General features: G+C 45.3%; 12 protein-coding genes, 2 tRNA genes and 1 pseudogene. 7 read left to right on the top strand and 8 right to left on the bottom strand.

The genetic code is table 11. From position 1 onward, the window contains the following. Positions 1-37: 37 nt before the first annotated feature. From GQS64_RS08630 to GQS64_RS08620, 3 genes and pseudogenes are all read right to left on the bottom strand, one after another. On the bottom strand, positions 38-679 hold the full coding sequence (locus tag GQS64_RS08630; RefSeq protein WP_198231275.1) for a hypothetical protein: 642 nt from the start codon (positions 677-679) through the stop codon (positions 38-40). Positions 680-829: 150 nt separating this feature from the next. After that, a pseudogene (locus GQS64_RS08625) lies at positions 830-1015 on the bottom strand (integrase core domain-containing protein); the annotation flags it as partial. A 72-nt stretch (positions 1016-1087) separates the two neighbouring features. Beyond that, positions 1088-1708 carry a TetR/AcrR family transcriptional regulator gene (locus GQS64_RS08620; RefSeq protein ID WP_198231274.1) on the bottom strand — a complete coding sequence of 207 codons (621 nt, stop codon included), beginning with the start codon at positions 1706-1708 and terminating at the stop codon, positions 1088-1090. 275 nt (positions 1709-1983) lie between these two features. On the opposite strand from GQS64_RS08620, the gene GQS64_RS08615 reads away from it, so the two are divergent. Together GQS64_RS08615 and GQS64_RS08610 are read left to right on the top strand one after the other, a co-directional pair. Further along, positions 1984-4161 carry a TonB-dependent receptor gene (locus tag GQS64_RS08615; protein ID WP_246798527.1) on the top strand — a complete coding sequence of 726 codons (2178 nt, stop codon included), beginning with the start codon at positions 1984-1986 and terminating at the stop codon, positions 4159-4161. Between the two features lie 193 nt (positions 4162-4354). Beyond that, positions 4355-5632: an MFS transporter gene (locus tag GQS64_RS08610; RefSeq protein ID WP_198231273.1), complete on the top strand. Its 1278-nt coding sequence runs from the start codon at positions 4355-4357 to the stop codon at positions 5630-5632. Positions 5633-6762: 1130 nt separating this feature from the next. Here GQS64_RS08610 and GQS64_RS08605 read toward each other — a convergent pair. Beyond that, positions 6763-6838 (bottom strand) — tRNA-Lys (locus GQS64_RS08605). Positions 6839-7324: 486 nt separating this feature from the next. Here GQS64_RS08605 and GQS64_RS08600 point away from each other — a divergent pair. The 3 genes from GQS64_RS08600 (at position 7325) to GQS64_RS08590 (ending at position 10605) form a co-directional block, all read left to right on the top strand. After that, on the top strand, positions 7325-8887 hold the full coding sequence (locus tag GQS64_RS08600) for a TerC family protein (protein ID WP_077992632.1): 1563 nt from the start codon (positions 7325-7327) through the stop codon (positions 8885-8887). Between the two features lie 99 nt (positions 8888-8986). Beyond that, positions 8987-9559 carry an NADPH-dependent FMN reductase gene (locus tag GQS64_RS08595; protein ID WP_077992630.1) on the top strand — a complete coding sequence of 191 codons (573 nt, stop codon included), beginning with the start codon at positions 8987-8989 and terminating at the stop codon, positions 9557-9559. Between the two features lie 26 nt (positions 9560-9585). After that, positions 9586-10605 carry a dihydroneopterin aldolase gene (locus GQS64_RS08590; RefSeq protein WP_198231272.1) on the top strand — a complete coding sequence of 340 codons (1020 nt, stop codon included), beginning with the start codon at positions 9586-9588 and terminating at the stop codon, positions 10603-10605. A gap of 44 nt (positions 10606-10649) precedes the next feature. Here GQS64_RS08590 and GQS64_RS08585 read toward each other — a convergent pair whose 3' ends face one another. The 3 genes from GQS64_RS08585 to secD all read right to left on the bottom strand — a co-directional run bounded on the left by GQS64_RS08585 (position 10650) and on the right by secD (position 16137). Then, the gene (locus GQS64_RS08585; RefSeq protein WP_198231271.1) at positions 10650-11615 is read right to left on the bottom strand and encodes a lysylphosphatidylglycerol synthase transmembrane domain-containing protein; all 966 of its coding nucleotides are present in this window, start codon (positions 11613-11615) and stop codon (positions 10650-10652) included. Further along, the gene (gene ybaL / locus GQS64_RS08580) at positions 11612-13384 is read right to left on the bottom strand and encodes a YbaL family putative K(+) efflux transporter (RefSeq protein WP_198231270.1); all 1773 of its coding nucleotides are present in this window, start codon (positions 13382-13384) and stop codon (positions 11612-11614) included. The genes GQS64_RS08585 and ybaL overlap by 4 nt, the downstream gene beginning before the upstream one ends. Before the next feature lie 203 nt (positions 13385-13587). After that, the gene (gene secD, locus GQS64_RS08575; RefSeq protein WP_198231269.1) at positions 13588-16137 is read right to left on the bottom strand and encodes a protein translocase subunit SecD; all 2550 of its coding nucleotides are present in this window, start codon (positions 16135-16137) and stop codon (positions 13588-13590) included. 702 nt (positions 16138-16839) lie between these two features. Here secD and GQS64_RS08570 point away from each other — a divergent pair. Then, a complete protein-coding gene (locus GQS64_RS08570) occupies positions 16840-19209 on the top strand; it encodes a mechanosensitive ion channel family protein (RefSeq protein WP_246798526.1) in 2370 nt (789 codons plus the stop codon). Between the two features lie 2 nt (positions 19210-19211). After that, entirely contained in the window at positions 19212-19478 is a 267-nt protein-coding gene (locus tag GQS64_RS08565) for a hypothetical protein (RefSeq protein WP_198231267.1), read from the top strand. 146 nt (positions 19479-19624) lie between these two features. On the opposite strand, the gene GQS64_RS08560 is transcribed toward GQS64_RS08565, so the two are convergent. Then, a tRNA-Leu gene (locus GQS64_RS08560) sits at positions 19625-19711 on the bottom strand. Between the last annotated feature and the right edge of the window lie 1126 nt (positions 19712-20837).

Genomic DNA, 20837 nt, shown 5'->3' with positions numbered 1-20837 from the left:
TTTCGCTCTGATAATATGTTAGGTCAGAATGGATTATTTAAAAAATAATCCCGAAGCGCATTGGTCCAATTCCAGATTCAATGACGCGTTTACCAGAAGCATGAAAAGCATTGATTGCCTCATTATCAGCCTCTGATCTCCAAGCTTTATCACTGATAAAGCCATATCCATCCCCGACAACTTTAAAACGACCTTGTTTAAATATCGGGTTACCAGTCATATCGCCTTCAAGGACAATTTCAAATTTACCGGATTGGATAGCTTCGACTAACCCGGAATCACTAATTTTACCTTGAGCAATATGGCTTTTCATAACTTGAGTGAATAATTCCTTCAATTCATCATCGCTCATGTTGGGATTTGCTGTAATTGTTCCATCCGCAGAAACAGACGATCCATTCCTTAAAGATTCAGCAATGCTTGTCATGGTATCATGATAAACAGAACCAGTCTGAACCGCATTAACGTCGATTTTGCCTGCCATAAGTTCTTGAATTCTGGATATTGCATCAGATGAAGACGCAGAAAGAGGAGTGTTGCCAGAAGCGGCAACAGTCGGTGATATACCTCTAGAACCCTTAGTGTCGCTATTGAATTGATTGGTCTCGTTGGACTTCAGCAAATGTAAAGCCGTTTCTGAACCTGACATACGGCCATTATTAAATACAGAATTAATCATTACTGTACTCCATAAATTGAAGGCAACTTAAGCCGTCATGTCTTAATACACTTAAAATACAATATTCTTCATGAATAGAAGATTATTATATAATATAATTGATTATAGATCAACTGATGTACTGCTCCCTCGTTTGAGCGGACACATGATCTATTGATTTGGTGTCCTTTTGAACATCCTTGGAGAGTTCATATCGAGCGCGGAATGTGGATGGATTTCATTATAATCCGCGATCCCGCCATTAATCTGCCGAAGAGCTGGTTTGACATCTGGCAAATTGGCTATTTTGATATAATCGCGTTTAAGCGTTTTGACAAAAGCTTCCGAAATACCGTTGTCAGTTGAAACAAGCCTTGTCATAACATCGTTGCTATAGTTGGCAGAAAGATTTCCGGCTTTATACAGGGGCTATTTACCGGTTTTGCCAGTTGTTGCAATGAGGCTGATAAGATAGGTAAAAAGTTCATCATTGTCCAAAGGATGGTTACTATCCAGTGAAACTGCGTGGTCCAATTCCAAACGATTAAGAAGACTAAACAACATCAAACCGCCGAAAGTCAGCATGGCCAATCCGGCCGGAATATCATCACGCACCACCCCCGCTTTCTGTGCCTGCCTGATTTTCGGGACAAAATATTCATTCAAAAATGAAGAGCGCGACTGGCGTTCCTCAATCGAGGCTTCGAGCATACGCCAAAGCTGCAAGCGCAGGGACAATGGATGATTGATCCAATATTGCTGGAAATTGCGCATCAGCCGCTCGAAAGAGCTTGTCGGATCCTCCATTTCAGTGCCCTTTGAAACATATTCATGAAATTCAAGCGATATACGCTTGTTCACAATTTTCCAAAGCGTTTCCTTATCTTTAAAGTGATGGTGGATGAGGGCCGCCGAAACACCGGCTTTTTCCGCTATAGTGCGCATGCTGGCACCGGCATAGCCGACATCGGCAAACACTTGAAGTGCTGCGTCGATAATCCGGTCGCGGGCGTCGACTGCCGAATATTGGTGTTTCAATTCTTTGGTCATAGGCGTCAAGTCCCCGGAATTAACAAGTTCGAGAAAAGCACAGCTTGTTCATTTTTAGGTTTCCTGCGGTCTCATTAAACGACTTCATTTTAAAAAATATGAAGGCCAAAGCAACAAAAAACCATGATTTCGGGCGGGAAAACACAATCAAGAAATAACTTGACAAGTTTTATCTACATTAGTAACTAAACGATTGTTTAACACATTGAACATTCGTTTAGTCTCGGTCAGTGGGAGGCTACGGAAAAATCGGGATAATCAGCGAGGGGCACGAAATGTTAAAGCATATGAAGACACCGTCGGCTTTGGGAGTCGGCATTGCATCAATTGTTCTGCACGTTGGAACCATTCCTGTTCATGCCGAACAGCAAACATCACCCGCCAATGTCGGTGTTGTATTGTCGCCGGTGATTATCAATGCACGTCGCATCTCGGAAGATATGCAAAAAGTACCGATTTCGGTTGCTGTTATAGAAGGTGACAAGGTGCGCAACATCCCCTCATCTGCATCCAATGCCGACATTGCGCGGCAAAGTCCCAATATCAGTTATGTGGATATGGGCGGTTTCTACACCAACAGTATGATGATCCGTGGCGTCGGCTCGATCTCGCCGCTATCGGCAGATGATTCTTCTGTGTCACTCAATATTGACGAAGTGCCGATGTCCGCATACGGGCTGCCACCGTCAACACTCGATCTTGAACGGGTCGAGGTTTTACGTGGGCCGCAGGGTACGCTTTACGGCCGTAATTCCCAAGGAGGCGCTATAAATTTTATTACCAAAAAACCGGTATTCAATAATGAATATTCGGTGCGCGGTGAGGTTGGCACCAAAGACTGGGGACTTGGAGAACTTATTGCAAACACAGTCCTTATCGACAATGTGTTAACTTCGCGCATGGCGTTGCAATATTCCAATCGTGGCGGCGATATTGCCAATAAGTCAATCGGTGGTGAAGACGGACAGACGCAGGTCGGTGCAGCGCGCGGCACCCTTCTTTATCAACCGGATCAGGACACCACTGCCCAGTTCACCTACGACTATGAAAGCAATAATGACAAGCAGCCGACAACGGTGCTCAAGCAGGCTTATTGCTATCCATGCAGCGGCCTTAATCCGCGTGATGATTTCAAACGGGAAAATAATGGCGGGACATTCCGGCTTGAACATAATTTCGATGCATTCCGTCTCACCACAATATCGGCTATTCACAAGCTCAATATCGACACGACCCAGGATAATCAGGATATGTTGATCTATGGGGCATATATGGGGTTTCCGCCGTCTATGACCAATCGGCGAGATCAAAATGTTGGTGGGGGGTTTCAGAAAGAAACGTCCTATTTGCAGGAGATCAGGCTGTCTTCGCTTGACGAGGAGGAGGTCAAATGGACCACTGGTGTCAACTACTACCGGTCGGAATATTATGCTTTGCAAGATGGGTCGAAAACCCAAAATCCGCCGGCCTTCAGCGGTTTGCAAACGGGTGACCTGACTACCGACAGCTATGCGGCTTTTGGTGAAATGACAGTGCCGATAGTGGGTGATCTGAAGGGCTTGGCGGGTTTGCGTGTAACGCATGAGGAAAAAAGCGTCGATTACGGCTTTATTGGCAATGGCGCACGTGGAACGGTCGCTGTTTTCAGTCAGGATTCGTCATTCAAAGATACATTTGTGACCGGCCGAACCGGTTTGACTTATGACTGGAGCCAAGATCTGATGACCTATGTGACCGTTGGTCGTGGTGCCGTGGCGGGGGGATACCCTTGGCATAGCGTCAATAATCCGTTCGGCAAACAGGAAGCACAATTTCCCACATCGACAAGCTGGACTTATGAAGGCGGTGTCAAGTCAAGCCTGCTTGACGGGCGGGCGACGCTCAACGCTTCTGTTTTCTATAATGATGTCTCGAAAGGACACCAGATATCCTATAATGCGGCTTTGTTTGAATATGAAATTGTCGCGCTTGATTATAAGTCCTATGGCTTCGAGGTCGAGGGGCGAACGCTTATTACTGATGAAATCACATTAATTGGTGGTATCGGCTACACAGAAGCGAAATTGAAAGATCTCGATGAGAACAATCTGCTGAACGCAAAGTCGGGAAACTACGTGCCCAATGTCCCACAATGGACGGGAAACATCGGTTTGGAATATTTTGCATCTGCCGAACGTATCGGCATTGATAACGGCGACATCTACGCCTCGGCCGTTTATCAATATACCGATAAGCGTCCAAGTGATGTGCGCAACTCGTTTGATCTTGAATCGTACGGTATCGTCAATGCGCGTTTGGGTTGGAAAAACGACAAGGTCGAAATCTACGCGTTTGCTAATAATCTTTTAGACAAAAGATATGAAGCTTTCGGGAGCTTCTATACGCGCGACATACAGGTTGTGAAGGCCGGACTTGGAAGAACAATCGGCTTTGGAACAAGCTTCCGCTTTTAACGAAAAACGCGTGGTGACGGGTTGAAAGACCCGCGCCGCTTTTTTCATCGTCACTCTCAAGCAATGAAAATCAGTGTCCTTTATCGGTTAAGTGGTTCGACGACAAATCTCGCCGCGATGATGAATAAAACTCCAAATAACCACGAAATAACATTGTCTTCTTAAAGCAAAGCCAAGGAGAAAGGTAAATCCGATGCATCATGAAACGGCTGAACTTGCAAATGAACGCTTGGTTGCACCTATAAGCCTCATAGAAGGTGAACGCTTTCCGGCACTCTTTCTCTTCGCGCTTGCGGCTTTATATTGTTCTTTTGGTATTTTGTTCGGTTTGATTAGCGGCACATTGCCACCGCTTTTGCGCTCCAAAGGGCTTGAGATGGGGCAATTGGGCTGGTTATTTGTCTTATTTATTCCCTTTGGACTGACCTTTTTATGGTCTCCGATGATTGATGCGTTTGCGCCCAACCGCCATATGCCGAAAATAAGCTGGATTCTTTGCGCCCAGATTGTCACTGTGATTGTATTGTTCGTCACCTCTTATCTGCACGATTCCGAGCCGCTTTTGCTTTTGACACTCGGTATCATTGTTGCTTTGGCTACCGCAACCATGGATCTCGCACTAGATGCTTTGGCAAGTGAATCGGTACCCGAAAAACACCGGCCGGTTGCCGGAGCAATTAAAGCGGGGACTTATCTTATCGGGCTTGTTGTCGGCGGCGGCATCCTCATGGCGCTTTCCGACCGGTTAGGCTGGACGGTTATGTTTCAACTGGTTGCGGTATTTACCATTATCGCTTCTGTGCCGATCTGTTTTTGTACAAAATCTGACAACGCAAAACTGACCGGAAAATTCACCATGCCATCTTTTACCAAAACGTTTGCGCGACCACGCAATTTGCGCCGTCTCTTTGCGCTAAGCTTACTGAGTTGTGTGTTTTCAAGCATGATGGGCATGGGAAGGATTGTGCTCGTCGATGTTGGCATATCGCTTGATACAATAGGCACGACGGTAGGCATTTTCGGTCCATTAGTCGGGCTTGGTGCTTCTACCATTGCTGTGCCGCTTTTAAATCGTCTTGGCAATGGCCAGGCGTTGGTCATCTGCCTTTTCTACGGGCTTTTTACATTAAGCGGATTGATTATCGGCCTCAATGGTTTTCCCCATCTCGCACTCGTCAGCATCACCGCAATGTCGGCGGCATCAAGCGGGCTATTTGTTATCATGTGCACATCACTGCTCGGATGGGCTCAAGGCAATCAGCCGGCAACAGATTATGCCACCCTTCTAGGATTAAGCCGTTTGGTAGGAACTGTTTTTATGATCGGTTCATCCATGCTTATCCCCGTTATCGGTTGGGATTATTTCTATGGCTTCATCATGGTTCTTTTTATTATTGCAACGGTTATTGTCATAAGAATTTTGCCGGAAGTTTTCGGCCTGAAGCGCAAAAACCAATTATCGAAAGGCTGAAACCAATGTCATTATCAAGGCGCAATAGCCGACAAATGTGCATGTTTCAAATATAAAGGCAAGGTTGCCGGTTTATACAGTCTGTTGCGCTTTTGCGCGCTTGCGACAAGAAGCACACTTTTATCGTACTTTCTGCTAAGCTAAACATCGCGCCCTATTGTTTATCTTTTTTATTGTCAAACGATCTTTTAAACCGCAACGCGACATTCATACCATCCGGTTTTGGTTTTATGTTTGACATTCTTGCTGATGTCGCACTGGCTGTTTAAGGCAATCAGCTGCATTTTGCGCGTATTGCTGCTTTGCTATTTTTTAGCTCTTGCGCCTACGCCTTGCCCATAAACCTGATGAAATGTTATTGTCTTTTTTCACAAAGCGCGGGGCGGGGAGTTTGCGTCAAACCTTGAGCGATAGCGAGGATGTCACCTGTTTCCGGAATAAAGCCTTTTTTTTAAGCGTTGCCAGCGGCGCCAGCTTGAACCCCACGCCGGTCTGACGCTTTTCTTGACGGTGATTGGTGAGGTCACGGTCGCTTCGGCCTGCGTACAATGCGAGAAGTCGAGGAGGTTTGAGGAAGGTAAGGTACGTGTTCTTCATCTGTTAAATGTCCGGCTCATGAGGGCATTGAAACGATTGTCCTGTTCCTTGTTCTTTTGATTGCCCCCGTTTTCACGACCTTTGATTTCGGTGTTGATTTATCTGCCACCGACATCGGACTTGGCAAACTTTTCAGTAAAATTCAAGGTTCTGTATATACCTTCTTTGACAGAGATGTTCTTCCGTCCTGATTTTCACCAGTGGTAGACGTTCCCGATAAAAGCTAACGTCGAAAACTGCCGTTTTTTATCAAAGATGGCTTGTACTTTGATAACGCAGATACCGTAGACCGGATCAGTTCCGCTCTGCCTACCTTTCACTGCCGTTCCGTTTCGATTTTTCGACAAAAGTCGGAGCGGAAGAGATGCCTTAGAGGATTGGAAGTCGGGAATTAGAGAATGTTGTTAAAGTTTTTGACAAGGAAGTGAACAGAAGGAAAACAAAAAATGTCTACCCTTCTTAAAAAAGTGTCTACCCCTTGTTATCGGAAAATTTTTCTGTCCGAAAAAACATTTATAAATCAAAGATTTAAATGGTGGGTGATACAGGGATCGAACCTGTGACCCGCTGATTAAGAGTCAGCTGCTCTACCAACTGAGCTAATCACCCACACGGTATCGTTATTGAACGATAGCGGTTCTATAGCGTTCCTCAGGAATGATGTCCATAGAAAATTTTTATTTTTTCTGTCTTTTCATTCTTTGTTGATCGGCTCATTCCGACGATTGAGAAAACATCTTGATCTTCATATAAAAAGGCCTCATTATATAACAATCAGTCAATGCGTGTGACATAGTCTGTTACCGGTAGAGAGAGGACGATCGAGCGTAATGCCCGACCAAAATTCAGAAGACCCTTCCTGTAGTATCGAGCGGTGTAGGCCGTTTCGGGGTATTTTTTTACAGTTTAAGCAGAGTGTTTTGGCTTTGAAGCTGAAAATTTCAGTCTTCAACGACGAGATGCTTTTTGTTTTATCCAGCAGGATGTTTCGTGTTTGTCGTTTTTCAAAAAACGTTTTCGAGGATTGATATGAACTATATCGTTTTTCCTCGATTGTTTTTCGGCTTTTGGCGCTTTTCTCGGATTTAATGAATCATGGAATGGATAGCAAATCCCCATGCGTGGATGGGTCTTGTAACACTTATTTTTCTGGAAATTGTTCTGGGCATCGACAATCTTGTGTTCATCGCAATTTTGGCGACGAAACTTCCCCCTAAAGTAAGAAATCGCGCCCGTTTGACAGGGTTGAGCTGTGCGTTGGTCATGCGGCTTATTCTTCTGACTGCAATGGGCTGGGTTATGACACTCGATCAACCCCTGTTTTCGGTCGGAAATTTTTCATTCAGTTGGCACAGCCTGATTTTGATTGTTGGCGGCGCTTTTCTTCTTGCCAAGGGAACGCTTGAACTGCACGAAAGGCTCGAAGGCGAGGTGCATGAAGACTCTTCTACTGTTGTTCATGCTGTATTCTGGCAGGTCATTGTGCAGATTGTCGTGCTTGATGCTGTGTTCTCGCTCGATAGTATCATTACCGCGACAGGTATGATCCCGAAAGACCAGATGATGGTTATGTATCTTGCCGTCATTATCGCTATGGGCGTCATGATGTGGGGTTCGGGACCTTTGATGGTGTTTGTCAACCGCCATCCGACGGTTGTCATTCTTTGTCTCGGTTTTTTGATGATGATCGGTTTCAGCCTTATTGTTGAAGGATTCGGCTTTCATATCCCGAAAGGTTACCTCTATGCGGCGATCGGTTTTTCCGTGCTTATCGAAGCATTCAACCAGATTGGCCGTCACAATCGCGAGAAACTGATTTCCACAAACGACCTGCGTGAGCGCACAGCCGGTGCTGTGCTCAGACTGTTGGGCGGTGGAAAGAAAGAAGGTAATTTAGGCGAAACAGCAGATTTGATTGCCGAGCAGGCGGCGGCCTCCGAAATCTTCCGTCCGGAAGAAAAACAGATGATTCGGGGTGTTCTTGATCTCGCCGACCGGCCTGTCCGTTCGATTATGTCTCCCCGCAACGAGATAGAATGGCTGGATCTTGATGCCAACGAAGATGAAATGCGCACCGAGCTTGAACAATTCAAGCATAGCCGCCTTGTGCTTGCGCGTGAAAAGGTGGACGAATTTGTAGGGGTTGCGCTGACAAAAGACCTGCTTCTCGATCTTGCCGAGGGAAAAAATATCGATTGGCAAAAGGCAATGCGCCAGCCACTGGTTGTTCATGAAAACACCAGTGTGTTGCGTTTAATGGAAAAATTGCGGCGTTCGCCGATACAACTTGCTATTGTTGTCGATGAGCATGGCTCGTTTGAAGGGGTTGCCACGCCAACCGATATATTGGAAGCTATTGCCGGTGATTTTCCTGATGAAGATGACGAACCGGTTATTGCAGAACATCTGAAAGATGGTAGCTTTATGGTTGAGGGATATGCGGATATTCGCCGTTTAAGCGGATTTCTTGATAAAGATCTGGTGGACGAGAATGATCGTTATACCACTCTTGCCGGTTTTATGTTATGGCATTTCGGGCACTTGCCAACAACTGGAGAGAGTTTTAATGCCGAGGGGTTTAATTTCAAGGTTGTTGAAATGGAGAGGCGTAATATAGCGAAAGTACTTATCTCGCCAGTTAAAACGCAAGAACAGTAATTTTACTGCATGAAGATAATAGAGTGTTTGTTTTAAACGCTCGCGTAAGTGAGAAAAAATTTTGGATACAAAATATTTCTCGGTTGAAGGGAAAGAAAGATGAAACCACGTTTACAGATCATTGTCACACCTACGCGCGCTGGTAGGGTAGGTAGGAAATTGGGGGACTGGCTCTGTTCATACGCTGATAGTCATTCAAATTTCGATGTTGAATTGATTGATCTGGCAACAATCAACTTGCCACTGTTTGATGAACCGAAACATCCGCGGCTCCATCAATACGAACATGCGCATACGAAAGAATGGAGCAAACTCATTTCAAAAGGCGATTGCTATATTTTCGTTATGCCCGAATATGACCATTTGCCTCCGTCATCTTTTGTCAATGCGGTAACCTATCTCTCCAATGAATGGAGCTATAAGGCCGTGTCATTCATGAGCTATGGCGGTATTTCGGGCGGATTAAGAGCTGTTGAAACAGCCCGTTTGATGGTCAACGCGGTAAGAATGGTACCGATTCTGGAAACTTTGCCAATTCCTCAATATACCCAATATATCGACGAAAACGGCAATTTCAGACCGAATTCCACTATTGAAGGTGGAGCACAAGCCGTTTTTGACGAATTGTTCAAGGTGAATAACGGTTTGAAAAATATTCGCCCCAAGTTTTAATTCGGGTTTGATGATCGGAAAATGTGATGACTAAATTATTAGTCGCACTTGAAGATCAGGATGATGCGCGGATTGCTTATAGTGTCCGCGCAGATGTCGTTTTGTTATCCGGCTCATTGCAAAAAATGCAAAAGCTATGTTCGGCAATCACAAATATGAACGGATATTCGCCGCAAATCTGGTTGCGTGCTTCTGATCCCAACATATTGACTTCCAAATTGATGGAAAAATGCGGTGCCAAGCGGATTGTGGTTGCGACCCCCCCGGAAGAACTTCCGGCTTTTGTAAAAGCGCTTGCCAACCGGTGCGATGGATACCCGCTTGTTGCATTGATCGAGGCTGAAAATTCACCAGATAATTCGCTTGTTTCCATTATTGCGGCATTGGGGTTTTCTGGAATTTTGCTGCAACCGAAAAAGGTTGAACAAACGATTTTAAGTCAGATAAAAGTGGAGAATATCGGGAATTTCATGGCGAAAGCCCGTGCCTCCAATCTGCAAGCGGGCGTTCTCGGTATGATCGAAGCACCCGATATTCCGCGTTTATTGCCTTATTCGCCTGATTGGTTGGGATTTATTGTCAAACATCCGGTCAAATCCGGACAGTTCGGCGATAGTGCCACCAATTCATTGGTGCGTGCGCTTTTGCCGGTCGATAGCGAGCAAGACCATATTGTTGAAAATAGCGGGCTTGGAACGGATCGTATTATCGTTGAGGATTTTATTCTACCGATAGAAATCGGAGCCTATAAACGCGAATACGGGCATAAGCAAAAAGTCCGTTTCAATGTCAAGGCAGATGTAGAGCGCTTGTCTTCCAATCCGGAAGATATGCGACATATCTTTTCTTATGACCTTATCCTTGATGGTATCAAGAATCTCGTTTCACTTGGTCACGTCGAACTGGTTGAAACATTGGCAGAACGTATTGCAGCACTTATCCTTGCTTATCCCAGAGTTCAAAGGGTCATTGTGCGTGTCGACAAACTCGAACTCGGCCCGACTGCGGTTGGTGTGGAAATCGAACGACACAAGACAAAAATCTGAATTTGGTTTTTTGTCTTTTTGCTTTATCGCGGCGCGTTTGGCGTTCAGCTTTTTGGAGAAATGTTGTTTCCGTTCGTATTGCGTTGGCGATATTGGCTGATTTCAAATGCGGCAACAAAAAACAGCGAAATAACAAGCGGTATGATGAGATAGAGCAGGCGGAACACAATCAAAGCGGAAATAACGTCGGCGGGATTCATATTCGGCATTCCGGCCATAAATAAAGCTTCAAGCACACCGACGCCGCCAGCAGGAGCATTTGACAAAAGTGTGACTGTAAAAGACGCCAGAAACACGCCCAAGACAGCTATAAAACCGGGGTTTCCAACGTCGGGCAGGGTTGCATAGATGACACCTGCCGCGCCAATCAATTCCAACGGGCCAATAATTAACTGTTGTATGACAATGCTGAAATGTGGATAGGAAATCTGGAATGATTTGCCGATTTTTAACGGCCGCAATTGCAAAAGGCTTCCCAATATATAAAGGGCGACAAATGTCAGCATTCCTACGCCGATAGTCACTGCAAGCCATGACGGGATACCTTCATGTACGAGGGTGATAAGATCGGGACGGATAACCAGCACCATTCCGGAAAGAAGAATGGTTCCCAGAGCAAATGTGAACGAACAAAACGCAACCAGCACGGCAATTTCCACCCCGCTTAGCCCCTTCTTGCTGTAAGCACGATAACGGACCACAGCACCGGAAAAGACCGATGCTCCGATATTGTGGGAAAGCGCATAGGTGGTAAACGAACAAATGGCTATATAATGGAGGGGTATTTTTTTGCCCAAATGTTGCAATGCAATGCGGTCGTAACCGGCAAGAGCAGCATAGGCAAGCAATGCAAAAAATGCCGCGAGTACCCAGTGATGCGGACTTAACGCCCCCAGTCTGCTGGTAATATCATTAAAGGAAATCGCAGATAACTTGTGGTAAAGAATATAGATGGAAACCACCATTGCTATGATGCCGATAACGGGCCAAATATATTTCTTCAGTTTCATGCGTTTCCACTCGTATTTTCCGGCTTCTCCACGGTCGTTTTCGGTGAAGTCCGGTCACCCTCAGGTACATTTGTGTTATCTTCTCGATAACTCAAATGTTTTAACATACCTTTAGCGATTTCTTCGTCATCCGTCACTATGGTATTCGCACCCATCTCTTTTAGATAGGCTGTTTCCATCTCCGTTACAGCATGGGCAATAATGGTTATTCCGGCGTTCAGTTTACGCGTTTCTGCGACAATTTGTGCCGCATCAATTGCACTTTTTGTCGATATAACCAATTGCAACGCTCCGGCTATATTGGCTGCTTCAAGGATGTCGGCATTGGTGGCATTGCCCAAAATCGCCTCGTTATTTTGATCTTTGGCGCTTTTTAAGGTCTGCACATTATTATCTATAACGACAAAAGGCACTTCGTGGCGGTCAAGTGCGGCAGCGATTTTTTCGCCAATGTCACCGAAGCCCACAAGAATTGTGTGGCCGGATTTTGACGTTTTTACCAGACCGTTTTCGTCCGTCCCGCCAATATTGATAACCGTGGTTTCGCCATTTTTTGTCTCAAGACGGGAACGAATTTTATCGGCTGCAAAACAGACAAGCGGGTTGAAAAGAATGGAAAGGATTGCCCCGCCCACAATAAGATCGCGCGCCTCGTCATTGATGATTCCCAATGCTGTTCCAAGGCCTGCAAGAATAAATGAAAATTCGCCTATCTGGGCAAGGCCGGCACCGATTGTCAGCGCAGTTGCATAAGGACGATGAAAAAGACGAACAATTCCGTATGCCGCAAGGGATTTGCCACCGATAATGATGATGAGGGTAACAAGAAGGGGAAAAAACGCTGTCAGTAATTTTGACGGGTCGAAAAGCATACCGACGGACACGAAAAACAGAACAGCAAAAGCATCACGTAGAGGCAATGTATCTTCGGTTGCTCTCTGGCTAAGCTCGGAGCCGCTCATAATCATGCCAGCAAAGAACGCTCCAAGAGCGATGGAAACACCGAAAAGATGTGCCGAAAAAAATGCGACACCCAAAGCAATTGCAAGAACACTCAAACGAAACAGTTCTCTGGAACCGGATTGGGCAGAAATTTTCAACAACCAGGGAATAACACGCTTGCCGATGATGATCGTGAAAATGACGAATAGGACAACCTTTGCAATTGTCAAAAGAATTGTTCCGAAAAGTCCCAATTGGAACCATTGGGCAAGCGGGTCGACTTCGGCCACCGCTGTTCCGCCCAGAGATGGCGAAAGTGCGGGAATAAGCACCAGCGCAAGAACCATGGCCAGATCTTCAACAATAAGCCAGCCTACAGCAATTCGCCCGCGCTCTGTTTCAACGAGATTGCGTTCCTGTAAAGAGCGCAGCAGAACGACCGTGCTTGCAGTCGAAAGTGCAAGACCGAAGACAATGCCGCCACCTAAGCCCCAACCCATGACAAGCCCGAAACAAAGTCCCAATAATGTGGCAACAGCCATTTGGAAAATGGCACCGGGAATTGCTATTGCTTTAACAGAAAGAAGATCCTTGACGGAAAAGTGCAGCCCGACGCCGAACATCAGCAGAATGATGCCGATTTCGGCGAGCTGGTTAATGAGATGCGAATCAACGCGAAATCCGGCCGTATGCGGGCCGACAATGACACCTGCCAGAAGGTAGCCGACAAGCGGCGAGACTCGTAAACGATTGGCGAGAAGACCAAACAGGAATGCAAGACAGAGTCCCACGACGATTGTTGTCACCAATGGTGTATCCTGTATCATCTCCGGCTGGAATTCCCTCCCTGATCTTCAAGACGTGTTTCTTTAACAAGATTCCCGCTTAAAGACCATTTATGGTAAGCTTGTGACATATAATTGCGATTATTCGAGCTTACCCGCATTTATTGAAATGCCGGTGTGGACAGACTGTAGCACACCGGCTTCATGTTTTTTTCGTGTCTTTTTATTTTACTCTGCCTTTTTTTTTAATTTGCCTTGACTTGTGACCTTTGCGGCTTGTCTTCAATAAGATCACGCCCCTCATGGTGATGATGCCACCAATTGCCAAGGAATAGCAGAATTGGCGCAGCGATGAAAATTGAAGACGATGTGGCAATAACAACACCGACAACCATTGGAATAGCAAAATTATGCACAGCACTGCCACCCCAGATAGCCATTGGCAACATGGCAAGAACGGTTGTAGTCGAGGTAAAGATACAACGGATGAGCACCTGATTGATAGACATGTCCACCAATTGTCTTAGCGCCATCTTTTTGTAAAGCCGCATGTTTTCGCGCATACGGTCATAAACCACCACTTTATCGTTGACAGAATAGCCGACAATCGTGAGAAGTGCGGCAATTGCAGTCAAATTGAAATCAAGCTGGAATAGCGCAAAGAAGCCGACCATTTTTGTGGTGTCGAGAACAATAGTGACAATGGCACCGATAGCGAAGAACCATTCAAAACGCCACCAGATATAAAACATCATGGCAATTGCAGCAAGGACAACTGCGGTAAAACCGGCCGTTGCAAGTTCGCCCGACACTTTCGGCCCGACAACTTCGATCTGGTCAAAAGTGACATCCGGATAAATTGTTTTGACGGCTGTTTTCAATTTTTCAATGGCGGCTGTTTGCTGAGCTTCACCGCCATCCTGCTGCTGCACTCTGATGAGCACTGTGTTCTGGTTGGAAACATTCTGCAAGGCAATTTCACCAAGCCCCAATTGCCCCAAAGTTGAACGTAAAGTAGCAAGATCAGCCGGTGCTTGTGTGGTAATTGCCATCTGGCTGCCACCCATAAAATCAATACCGAAATTCAAGCCCGGCTTGAAGAACAGCACAACCGACGCAATCGACAGGAAAATGGAAACACCAATGCCGATGAAACGGGCATTCATGAAATGGAAATTGGTGTGCTGGGGAATGAACTTGAAAAATGAATGGATGTGCAAATTGGTAATTTTCCATTCACGCACAACCCACGACATGATGATGCGAACGATGGTGACGTCGGTAAACAAAGAAATAACAATGCCGAGAAGCATTGTAACCGCAAAACCGCGTATCTGACCGGTGCCGAACCACAACAGCAAAATTGTGGCGATAGCAGCCGTCACATTCGCGTCGATAATGGTTGAAAACGCATGTTTGAAGCCACGGTCAAGAGCGGCCATAGCCCCCATGCCTTTTTCGCTTTCTTCACGAATACGTTCATTGATAAGAATATTCGCGTCGACGGCAATGCCTATGCCCAGAATAATACCGGCAATTCCCGGAAGCGTAAGCGTTGCACCAATCAGGCTTAATGCCGCAAATGTCAGCACGGTATGGAGGGCGAGTGCAATATCGGCGATAATGCCCCAAAGTCCATAAAGCAGGAAGATGAAGAGTGCCACGAGGAAGAAACCGGCAATACCTGTATAAAGCCCCATTTTGATCGCATCGGCACCGAGATCAGGACCGACAGTGCGTTCTTCGATCACTGTCAAAGGAGCAGGCAATGCACCCGCACGCAATAACGCGGCGAGGGTGGATGCTTCTTTAGGCGTAAAATTGCCGGTAATTTGCCCGCTACCACCGGGAATGACACCTTGAATGGTCGGTGCAGTCAGAACTTTATTGTCGAGTACAATGGCAAAGGGCTTCCCGATATTCTGGCGGGTTATTTCGGCGAAAGCCTTTGCACCGATTGTGTTGAGCTTGAAAGAAATAAGCGATTTGCCGGGGATTTGAGGATCAAAACCGGCCGAAGCATCGGTTAACACACTACCATCAAGCGAGACTTGATCGTAAATCGGAAAACGCTGATTTTCGTCGGTATAACCGTGCAATATCGAAACGCCGACAGGCGGATTGTTCATATCGACATTGGTGGGAACAAGGTGGAATGTCATTTTTGCCGTGGTTCCAAGAAGATCACGCAATTGCTTCGGATCTTGTAAACCGGGCAGTTGAACCTCTATACGGTCGAGTCCGACTTTTTGGATACTCGGTTCGGCGACACCGACCTGATCGACACGTCGACGAATGATTTCAAGACTTTGGTCGACAGCATTGTTGACGCGGTATTTGATACCGGCTTCTGTTAGCGTGACGCGGATTGCGTCATTCTGCTCGCTTACATCAATGTCTGACGAAGATGCGCGGAAGGCTCCTGACGAAATCGGCGTTGCCAACTCTTTCAAGGTAGTCAGTGCGGTTTGGCGCTGTCCGGCATCCGGAATAACCGCTACGATCGAATCACCGATCATGCGCACACTTGTTGACTGGATCTGCTTTTCGCGAAGTTTGCCGCGGACATTATCAAGAGCGGTTCTTAACTGGTCACGTTTGAGCGACTTTGCATCGACTTCCAGAACAAGCGAAGAGCCACCTCTTAAATCAAGTCCCAGAACAACTTTTGTCTGGCGCATAAAAGATGGTAAATATTCCAATTGCTTTTCAGTAAGCAGATTGGGTAACGCAACCAGAACCCCCAGTAGAAGAATGACAAAATACAAAGTTGTTAGCCAGCGTGATGTTCGCATAAAATCCATCCAATAATTGGCACCTGAAAAATATGTTCTATATTACGAATTGGTGCAGATAAGAACCATCTTTTTGAGTCTTTTAACAATTAGGCTGATAACACGTATTATTTCTCATGAAAATTTTTATCTTTCACTTATTTGCCATCGTTGGTGAGTGCAATGTGCCATTTAGACTACAAGTCTATCAAATAGACTACAGAGATAACGAATTTTGACAAGAATGCGAGTTATCAAAACGGTCGATTTTTTATCCGAAAAACGATTTCATCAACAAGAGACCGGTTATTGCCAAAAATAATTGGCAAAGTTTCTTCTGGCGAGAACAAGTAATTTCAAACAGAGGCCGGAAATGTTGCGGATAATTGCCGAACCGGACGCGGACAACAACGCTAAAACCCCTCCCGTCGCGCGAAAGCGGTGCTGATAAAACATACCGCTTGTCTTTCATAAAACGTCCGGACAACGAATATTGCTTGTCGCGAAAATTGAAAATTTTGCATAGTGTTTGCATAGTGATTGAAATTCCCGCACGGTTTTAATGTTGCAAACGAAACGGCTTTCATTTGTCATAGTTTTGTATAAATCGTATAGGAAATAATAAACAATGGTTGAGTAGCTCGACACATATCTGCAAATTGCCTTTTTTGTGTCGAAACCTATATGCGCGATTCGTCAGTTTTCTAAAGAATGGGCAGTTCATTGAATTTTAAAGTTCTCATACGCAAGTTCTATTTTGTTTGTGCCGTGGCATTCTGGTTGCCTGTGCTGACGCTACCGGGCTTATCGGTTATTGGCGATGCTGCTGATGCGCAAACACCGGCAACGACAGATAATGTCGTTTTAAGTCCTGCAGACCTTGTCAAGCAACAACAAGCCGTGGTGAACGGTTATAAGGACCAGTTAAAGGAACTGTTGAAGAACTATGATGCAGGGCAGGATGACGATTCCGCATTGGCCGACATACGCAATAAGGCGCAGGATCTTACTGGAAAAATTGTCAACACTGCACTGCTCTTTCGTTCACCTTTAAACGATATCAATTTGCGTCTGGATCAGTTGGGCGAACCTCAGGACGGGGTGACAGAAGCAAAAACCGTTACGGATGAAAGAAACAACCTCCGCCAACTGAAAGTCAAAATCAATACATTGGTCGGACAGCTTGAGGATTGTTCGATTGATTCCAATCGTCTGACCGAACGGGCTATCGCCCAGTCGCGAGAGCTTTTTGCCAGAACATTGACCCATAGAGTGGAGTTTTCTTCACCGCTTGGAACGCAAATTGCGCAATCCGCCAAAGATGCGGGTGTCGACTTTTTCTCGCTCATCTTTTCATGGTGGCAATTTATTTATCAATTCAAACTGTTAGCACTATGTGTTAGCATTTTGATTCCGCTTTTTATTGCTTTTGTTCTCGCAATTTCCACACATAAATTGATCGGTCGAGTGAAACATCAAGCGACGAAAGAGGAAGAGGACACATCCTATTTAAAACGTTTGTCTTTTGCATTTGTCGCGATACTCGTCCCGACAATGATTTGCGCAATTTTTGTCATCCTCATTCTGATCTTTTTCCATTATCTTGGCATAAGTTGGCCCGATCTTGATCCGGTTTTCTATTCTGCAGCCGAAGTCGTCATGTTGGTGTTTTTCATCGCACGCATGTCGTTTGTCATTCTTTCCCCAAAGTTGCCCGAATTACGCCTGATGAATATCGCCCCCAAACCGGCGCGTTTGTTAATTATATTGTTGACATTATTGGCACTGGTTATGGCGCTCGATTATTTCATGAATGCTGTTTATCGGGCTGTTTCCGCGCCGCTTTCACTTGCTATTGCCAAGAGCTTTATTTCAGTTATCCTCGTTGGCATTATTATTCTGGCCATATCGTTTGTGCGGGCACGAACCAATCCCGATGATGACCTGAAAGTAACACACTGGCCGCTTTACATTCGCATTCCGCTTATCATTGTAGGGCTGATACCTATTTTGACTGCACTTGCCGGTTATGTGGGTATGGCGCGGTTTATTTCCCAACAAATTGTCGTTAGCGGTGCTTTCCTCGTTCTCATGTATCTGGGCATCCAGACCGCGCGTGCAACGGCGGAAGAAGGTGCGTTTGCAAAAACATTTATTGGACGCCGTCTCGTTCAACGTTTTAACATTGATGACAGCACAATGGATCAACTCGGTCTGGTTGCCGGTATCCTTCTCAACATCATTGTCATTGTCGTCTGCGTGCCGCCCATTATTATGCAATTGGGCTTTTCCGCTTCGGATATTTTTTCAGCCTTCGTCCATATCATGACCGGCTTCGAGATCGGAAACGTTTCCATTTCGCTCGTTGGCATTTCTATCGGCATCATTTTCTTCCTGATAAGCTGGTTTTTAATCCGCTGGTTTATCGGCTGGCTTGATGGAACGGTTCTCGCCCGCGGAAAAGTAGATTCGGGTGTAAGAAATTCCATTCGCACTGTTGTCGGTTATGGAGGTGTTGCACTTTCGGCTTTAATCGGCCTGTCGGCGGCGGGTTTCAACCTGAGCAGTCTGGCATTGATTGCCGGTGGTCTTTCACTTGGTATCGGCTTCGGACTTCAAAACATTGTCCAGAATTTTGTTTCAGGCCTTATCCTTCTGGCCGAACGCCCGTTCAAAGTCGGCGATTATGTCGAAACCGGTACAATTGTGGGAATTGTCAAACGTATCAGCGTTCGGGCGACAGAAGTTGAAACATTGAAGCGGCAAACCATAATCGTGCCGAATTCAAGTCTCATAAACAATAATGTCGGCAACTGGACACATCGCAATAAAATCGGTCGTGTTGATGTTACCTTTACTGTTCCTGCCATGTCGGATCCTGAACACATTGTTGAAGTATTGATGGATGTTGCCAATGCAACCGACGGAGTTTTGAAAAACCCCGGTCCATGGGTGAGCTTTTCAAGTTTCGATAGCAATAATTTCAACTTTACTTTGGCAATTTATGTGCCTGATATAACGTCGACAATCGGCGTTACAAACAAGGTTCGCTTTCAGGCCTATAAACGGTTTTCCGACGAGGGGATTACGTGATTATGAAAAAATATTTGCTTGCAATCATTGCTTTTGCCTCTTTCGCGTCGCATGAAGGTTTGGCGGCAACGATAAAAAATACAGATCAGAAAACACAATCTCTTGTGGTTGCCGAAGGAAGTTCGCGACGCGATGTTTCATTGAAAGCCGATCAGACAGTCGATATTTGTCCGAAAGGATGTTTTGTGACCTTTCCGAATGGTGACAGGTTTGCGATCAAGGCAACGGATACGATTGAAATCAACGGAAGCCGGGCAAGTTTCAAATAACCTGTTCGGAGTTTCAGGCTGATAGTTTTGTAAATAGCTGTCATACTGTTTCCACCGGCATAAGCGGCACTTTTCGCGAAATAAAATCGTGCAATAAAACCCGCAAAGCGATGTTGCGAACGATAGTGCCATAAAATTCAGGATAATGGTGCGGACGGCGGGACTTGAACCCGCATGATCTAAAGATCGAGGGATTTTAAGTCCCTAGCGTATACCAATTTCGCCACGTCCGCAGCACTTGCCCTTATAGGGAACGAATATTAAAAAGTGAAGCCAAAATTTTTATTAAAATCCGCTCATTCATGATAGCCACAACATTTTTCGTGCTAGCGCGATCATGCAATATTTTTTGTCTTCCGATCAAAAAAAGCATAAGACATGTTTATAATGTTTTATTCCTTTTACTAAAGGTGATCGCTCGCAATAAAACCTGATAAACAATAAATCCCGATAATATGTTTTATTAATAAAGGCGACAAATGACGGGGATGTTGAATTGCTCTTCTTTCCGTTGTCCGGCGTGATTAAAGCGCTTTTATGAATGCGAGCTTCTTTATCAAGGAACAGGAAAAATAAAGTCATACAAGACCACTATTCCGCAGTTATTCAGGCAAAGCCGCAAGCTGTCGGGAATAGCTATGCGGAATAATTGGGAAAAATAAAATGACGGGACAAATTCTCGTTCAATATTTTTATTGGAAACATATTTTTGGGGGAATGAAAGGGGAAGTTCATTCCAAAATGATTCCGCCTGACGGGAAAAGCACGAAAGATAGTTCAAAATAATAAACCGGTTATTTGATATAAGTTTTAACAATACAAGTTAAGATTAACGCAATTTCCATGACATTTCGGGAAACTTTGCTGATCTTGACCGGATTTTCCGAGTTTATCAGGAGCAAAGTTTACGCGTGTCGAGTTTTGAAAAAACACGTTATTTGGTACAAAATATCAAAACGGTTTTTCTTTAAAGGGGGGGCGGCTTGTTGAAAGTGTTAGAGCAAAGTTAAAATAGCTTGGGCTTTGCTCAGGCATAGAGAGCCATTAATCTGATAAATGCGATCATATGAATTGTGACTTGGAGCAAGCCGGTTTTATGAGCTTTTGACGGTAGGGAATAAAGCCATTCATGATCGCAGCCGCTCGTCACCGTTTATTTTCGACTTTGTTAACATGTCGCGGACATTTTTATCACGCCAATTTCAAACAGCGGGTTTCCGTTTTACGATAAACAATTTGTGTCTCCGGCCTATTGGACCGCGAATTTTTGTTGAATATAATTGTGTTTGTTCTAATCTGGCGCAATCGGCTTTTGGAGACAAATAAAGCCGGCTCGAATTATATGGAATAGAAAGCATT

This window comes from Bartonella sp. P0282, assembly GCF_048452985.1.
In the GTDB taxonomy this organism is placed as follows: Bacteria; Pseudomonadota; Alphaproteobacteria; order Rhizobiales; family Rhizobiaceae; genus Bartonella; species Bartonella choladocola.
This window is presented reverse-complemented; position numbering and strand designations above follow the sequence as displayed.

Coding starts and splice junctions, on each gene's coding strand:
- GQS64_RS08630 (WP_198231275.1), bottom strand. CDS start 679: ATGATTAATTCTGTATTTAATAATGGCCGTATGTCAGGTTCAGAAACG.
- GQS64_RS08620 (WP_198231274.1), bottom strand. CDS start 1,708: ATGACCAAAGAATTGAAACACCAATATTCGGCAGTCGACGCCCGCGAC.
- GQS64_RS08615 (WP_246798527.1), top strand. CDS start 1,984: ATGTTAAAGCATATGAAGACACCGTCGGCTTTGGGAGTCGGCATTGCA.
- GQS64_RS08610 (WP_198231273.1), top strand. CDS start 4,355: ATGCATCATGAAACGGCTGAACTTGCAAATGAACGCTTGGTTGCACCT.
- GQS64_RS08600 (WP_077992632.1), top strand. CDS start 7,325: ATGGAATGGATAGCAAATCCCCATGCGTGGATGGGTCTTGTAACACTT.
- GQS64_RS08595 (WP_077992630.1), top strand. CDS start 8,987: ATGAAACCACGTTTACAGATCATTGTCACACCTACGCGCGCTGGTAGG.
- GQS64_RS08590 (WP_198231272.1), top strand. CDS start 9,586: ATGACTAAATTATTAGTCGCACTTGAAGATCAGGATGATGCGCGGATT.
- GQS64_RS08585 (WP_198231271.1), bottom strand. CDS start 11,615: ATGAAACTGAAGAAATATATTTGGCCCGTTATCGGCATCATAGCAATG.
- ybaL (WP_198231270.1), bottom strand. CDS start 13,384: ATGATACAGGATACACCATTGGTGACAACAATCGTCGTGGGACTCTGT.
- secD (WP_198231269.1), bottom strand. CDS start 16,137: ATGCGAACATCACGCTGGCTAACAACTTTGTATTTTGTCATTCTTCTA.
- GQS64_RS08565 (WP_198231267.1), top strand. CDS start 19,212: ATGAAAAAATATTTGCTTGCAATCATTGCTTTTGCCTCTTTCGCGTCG.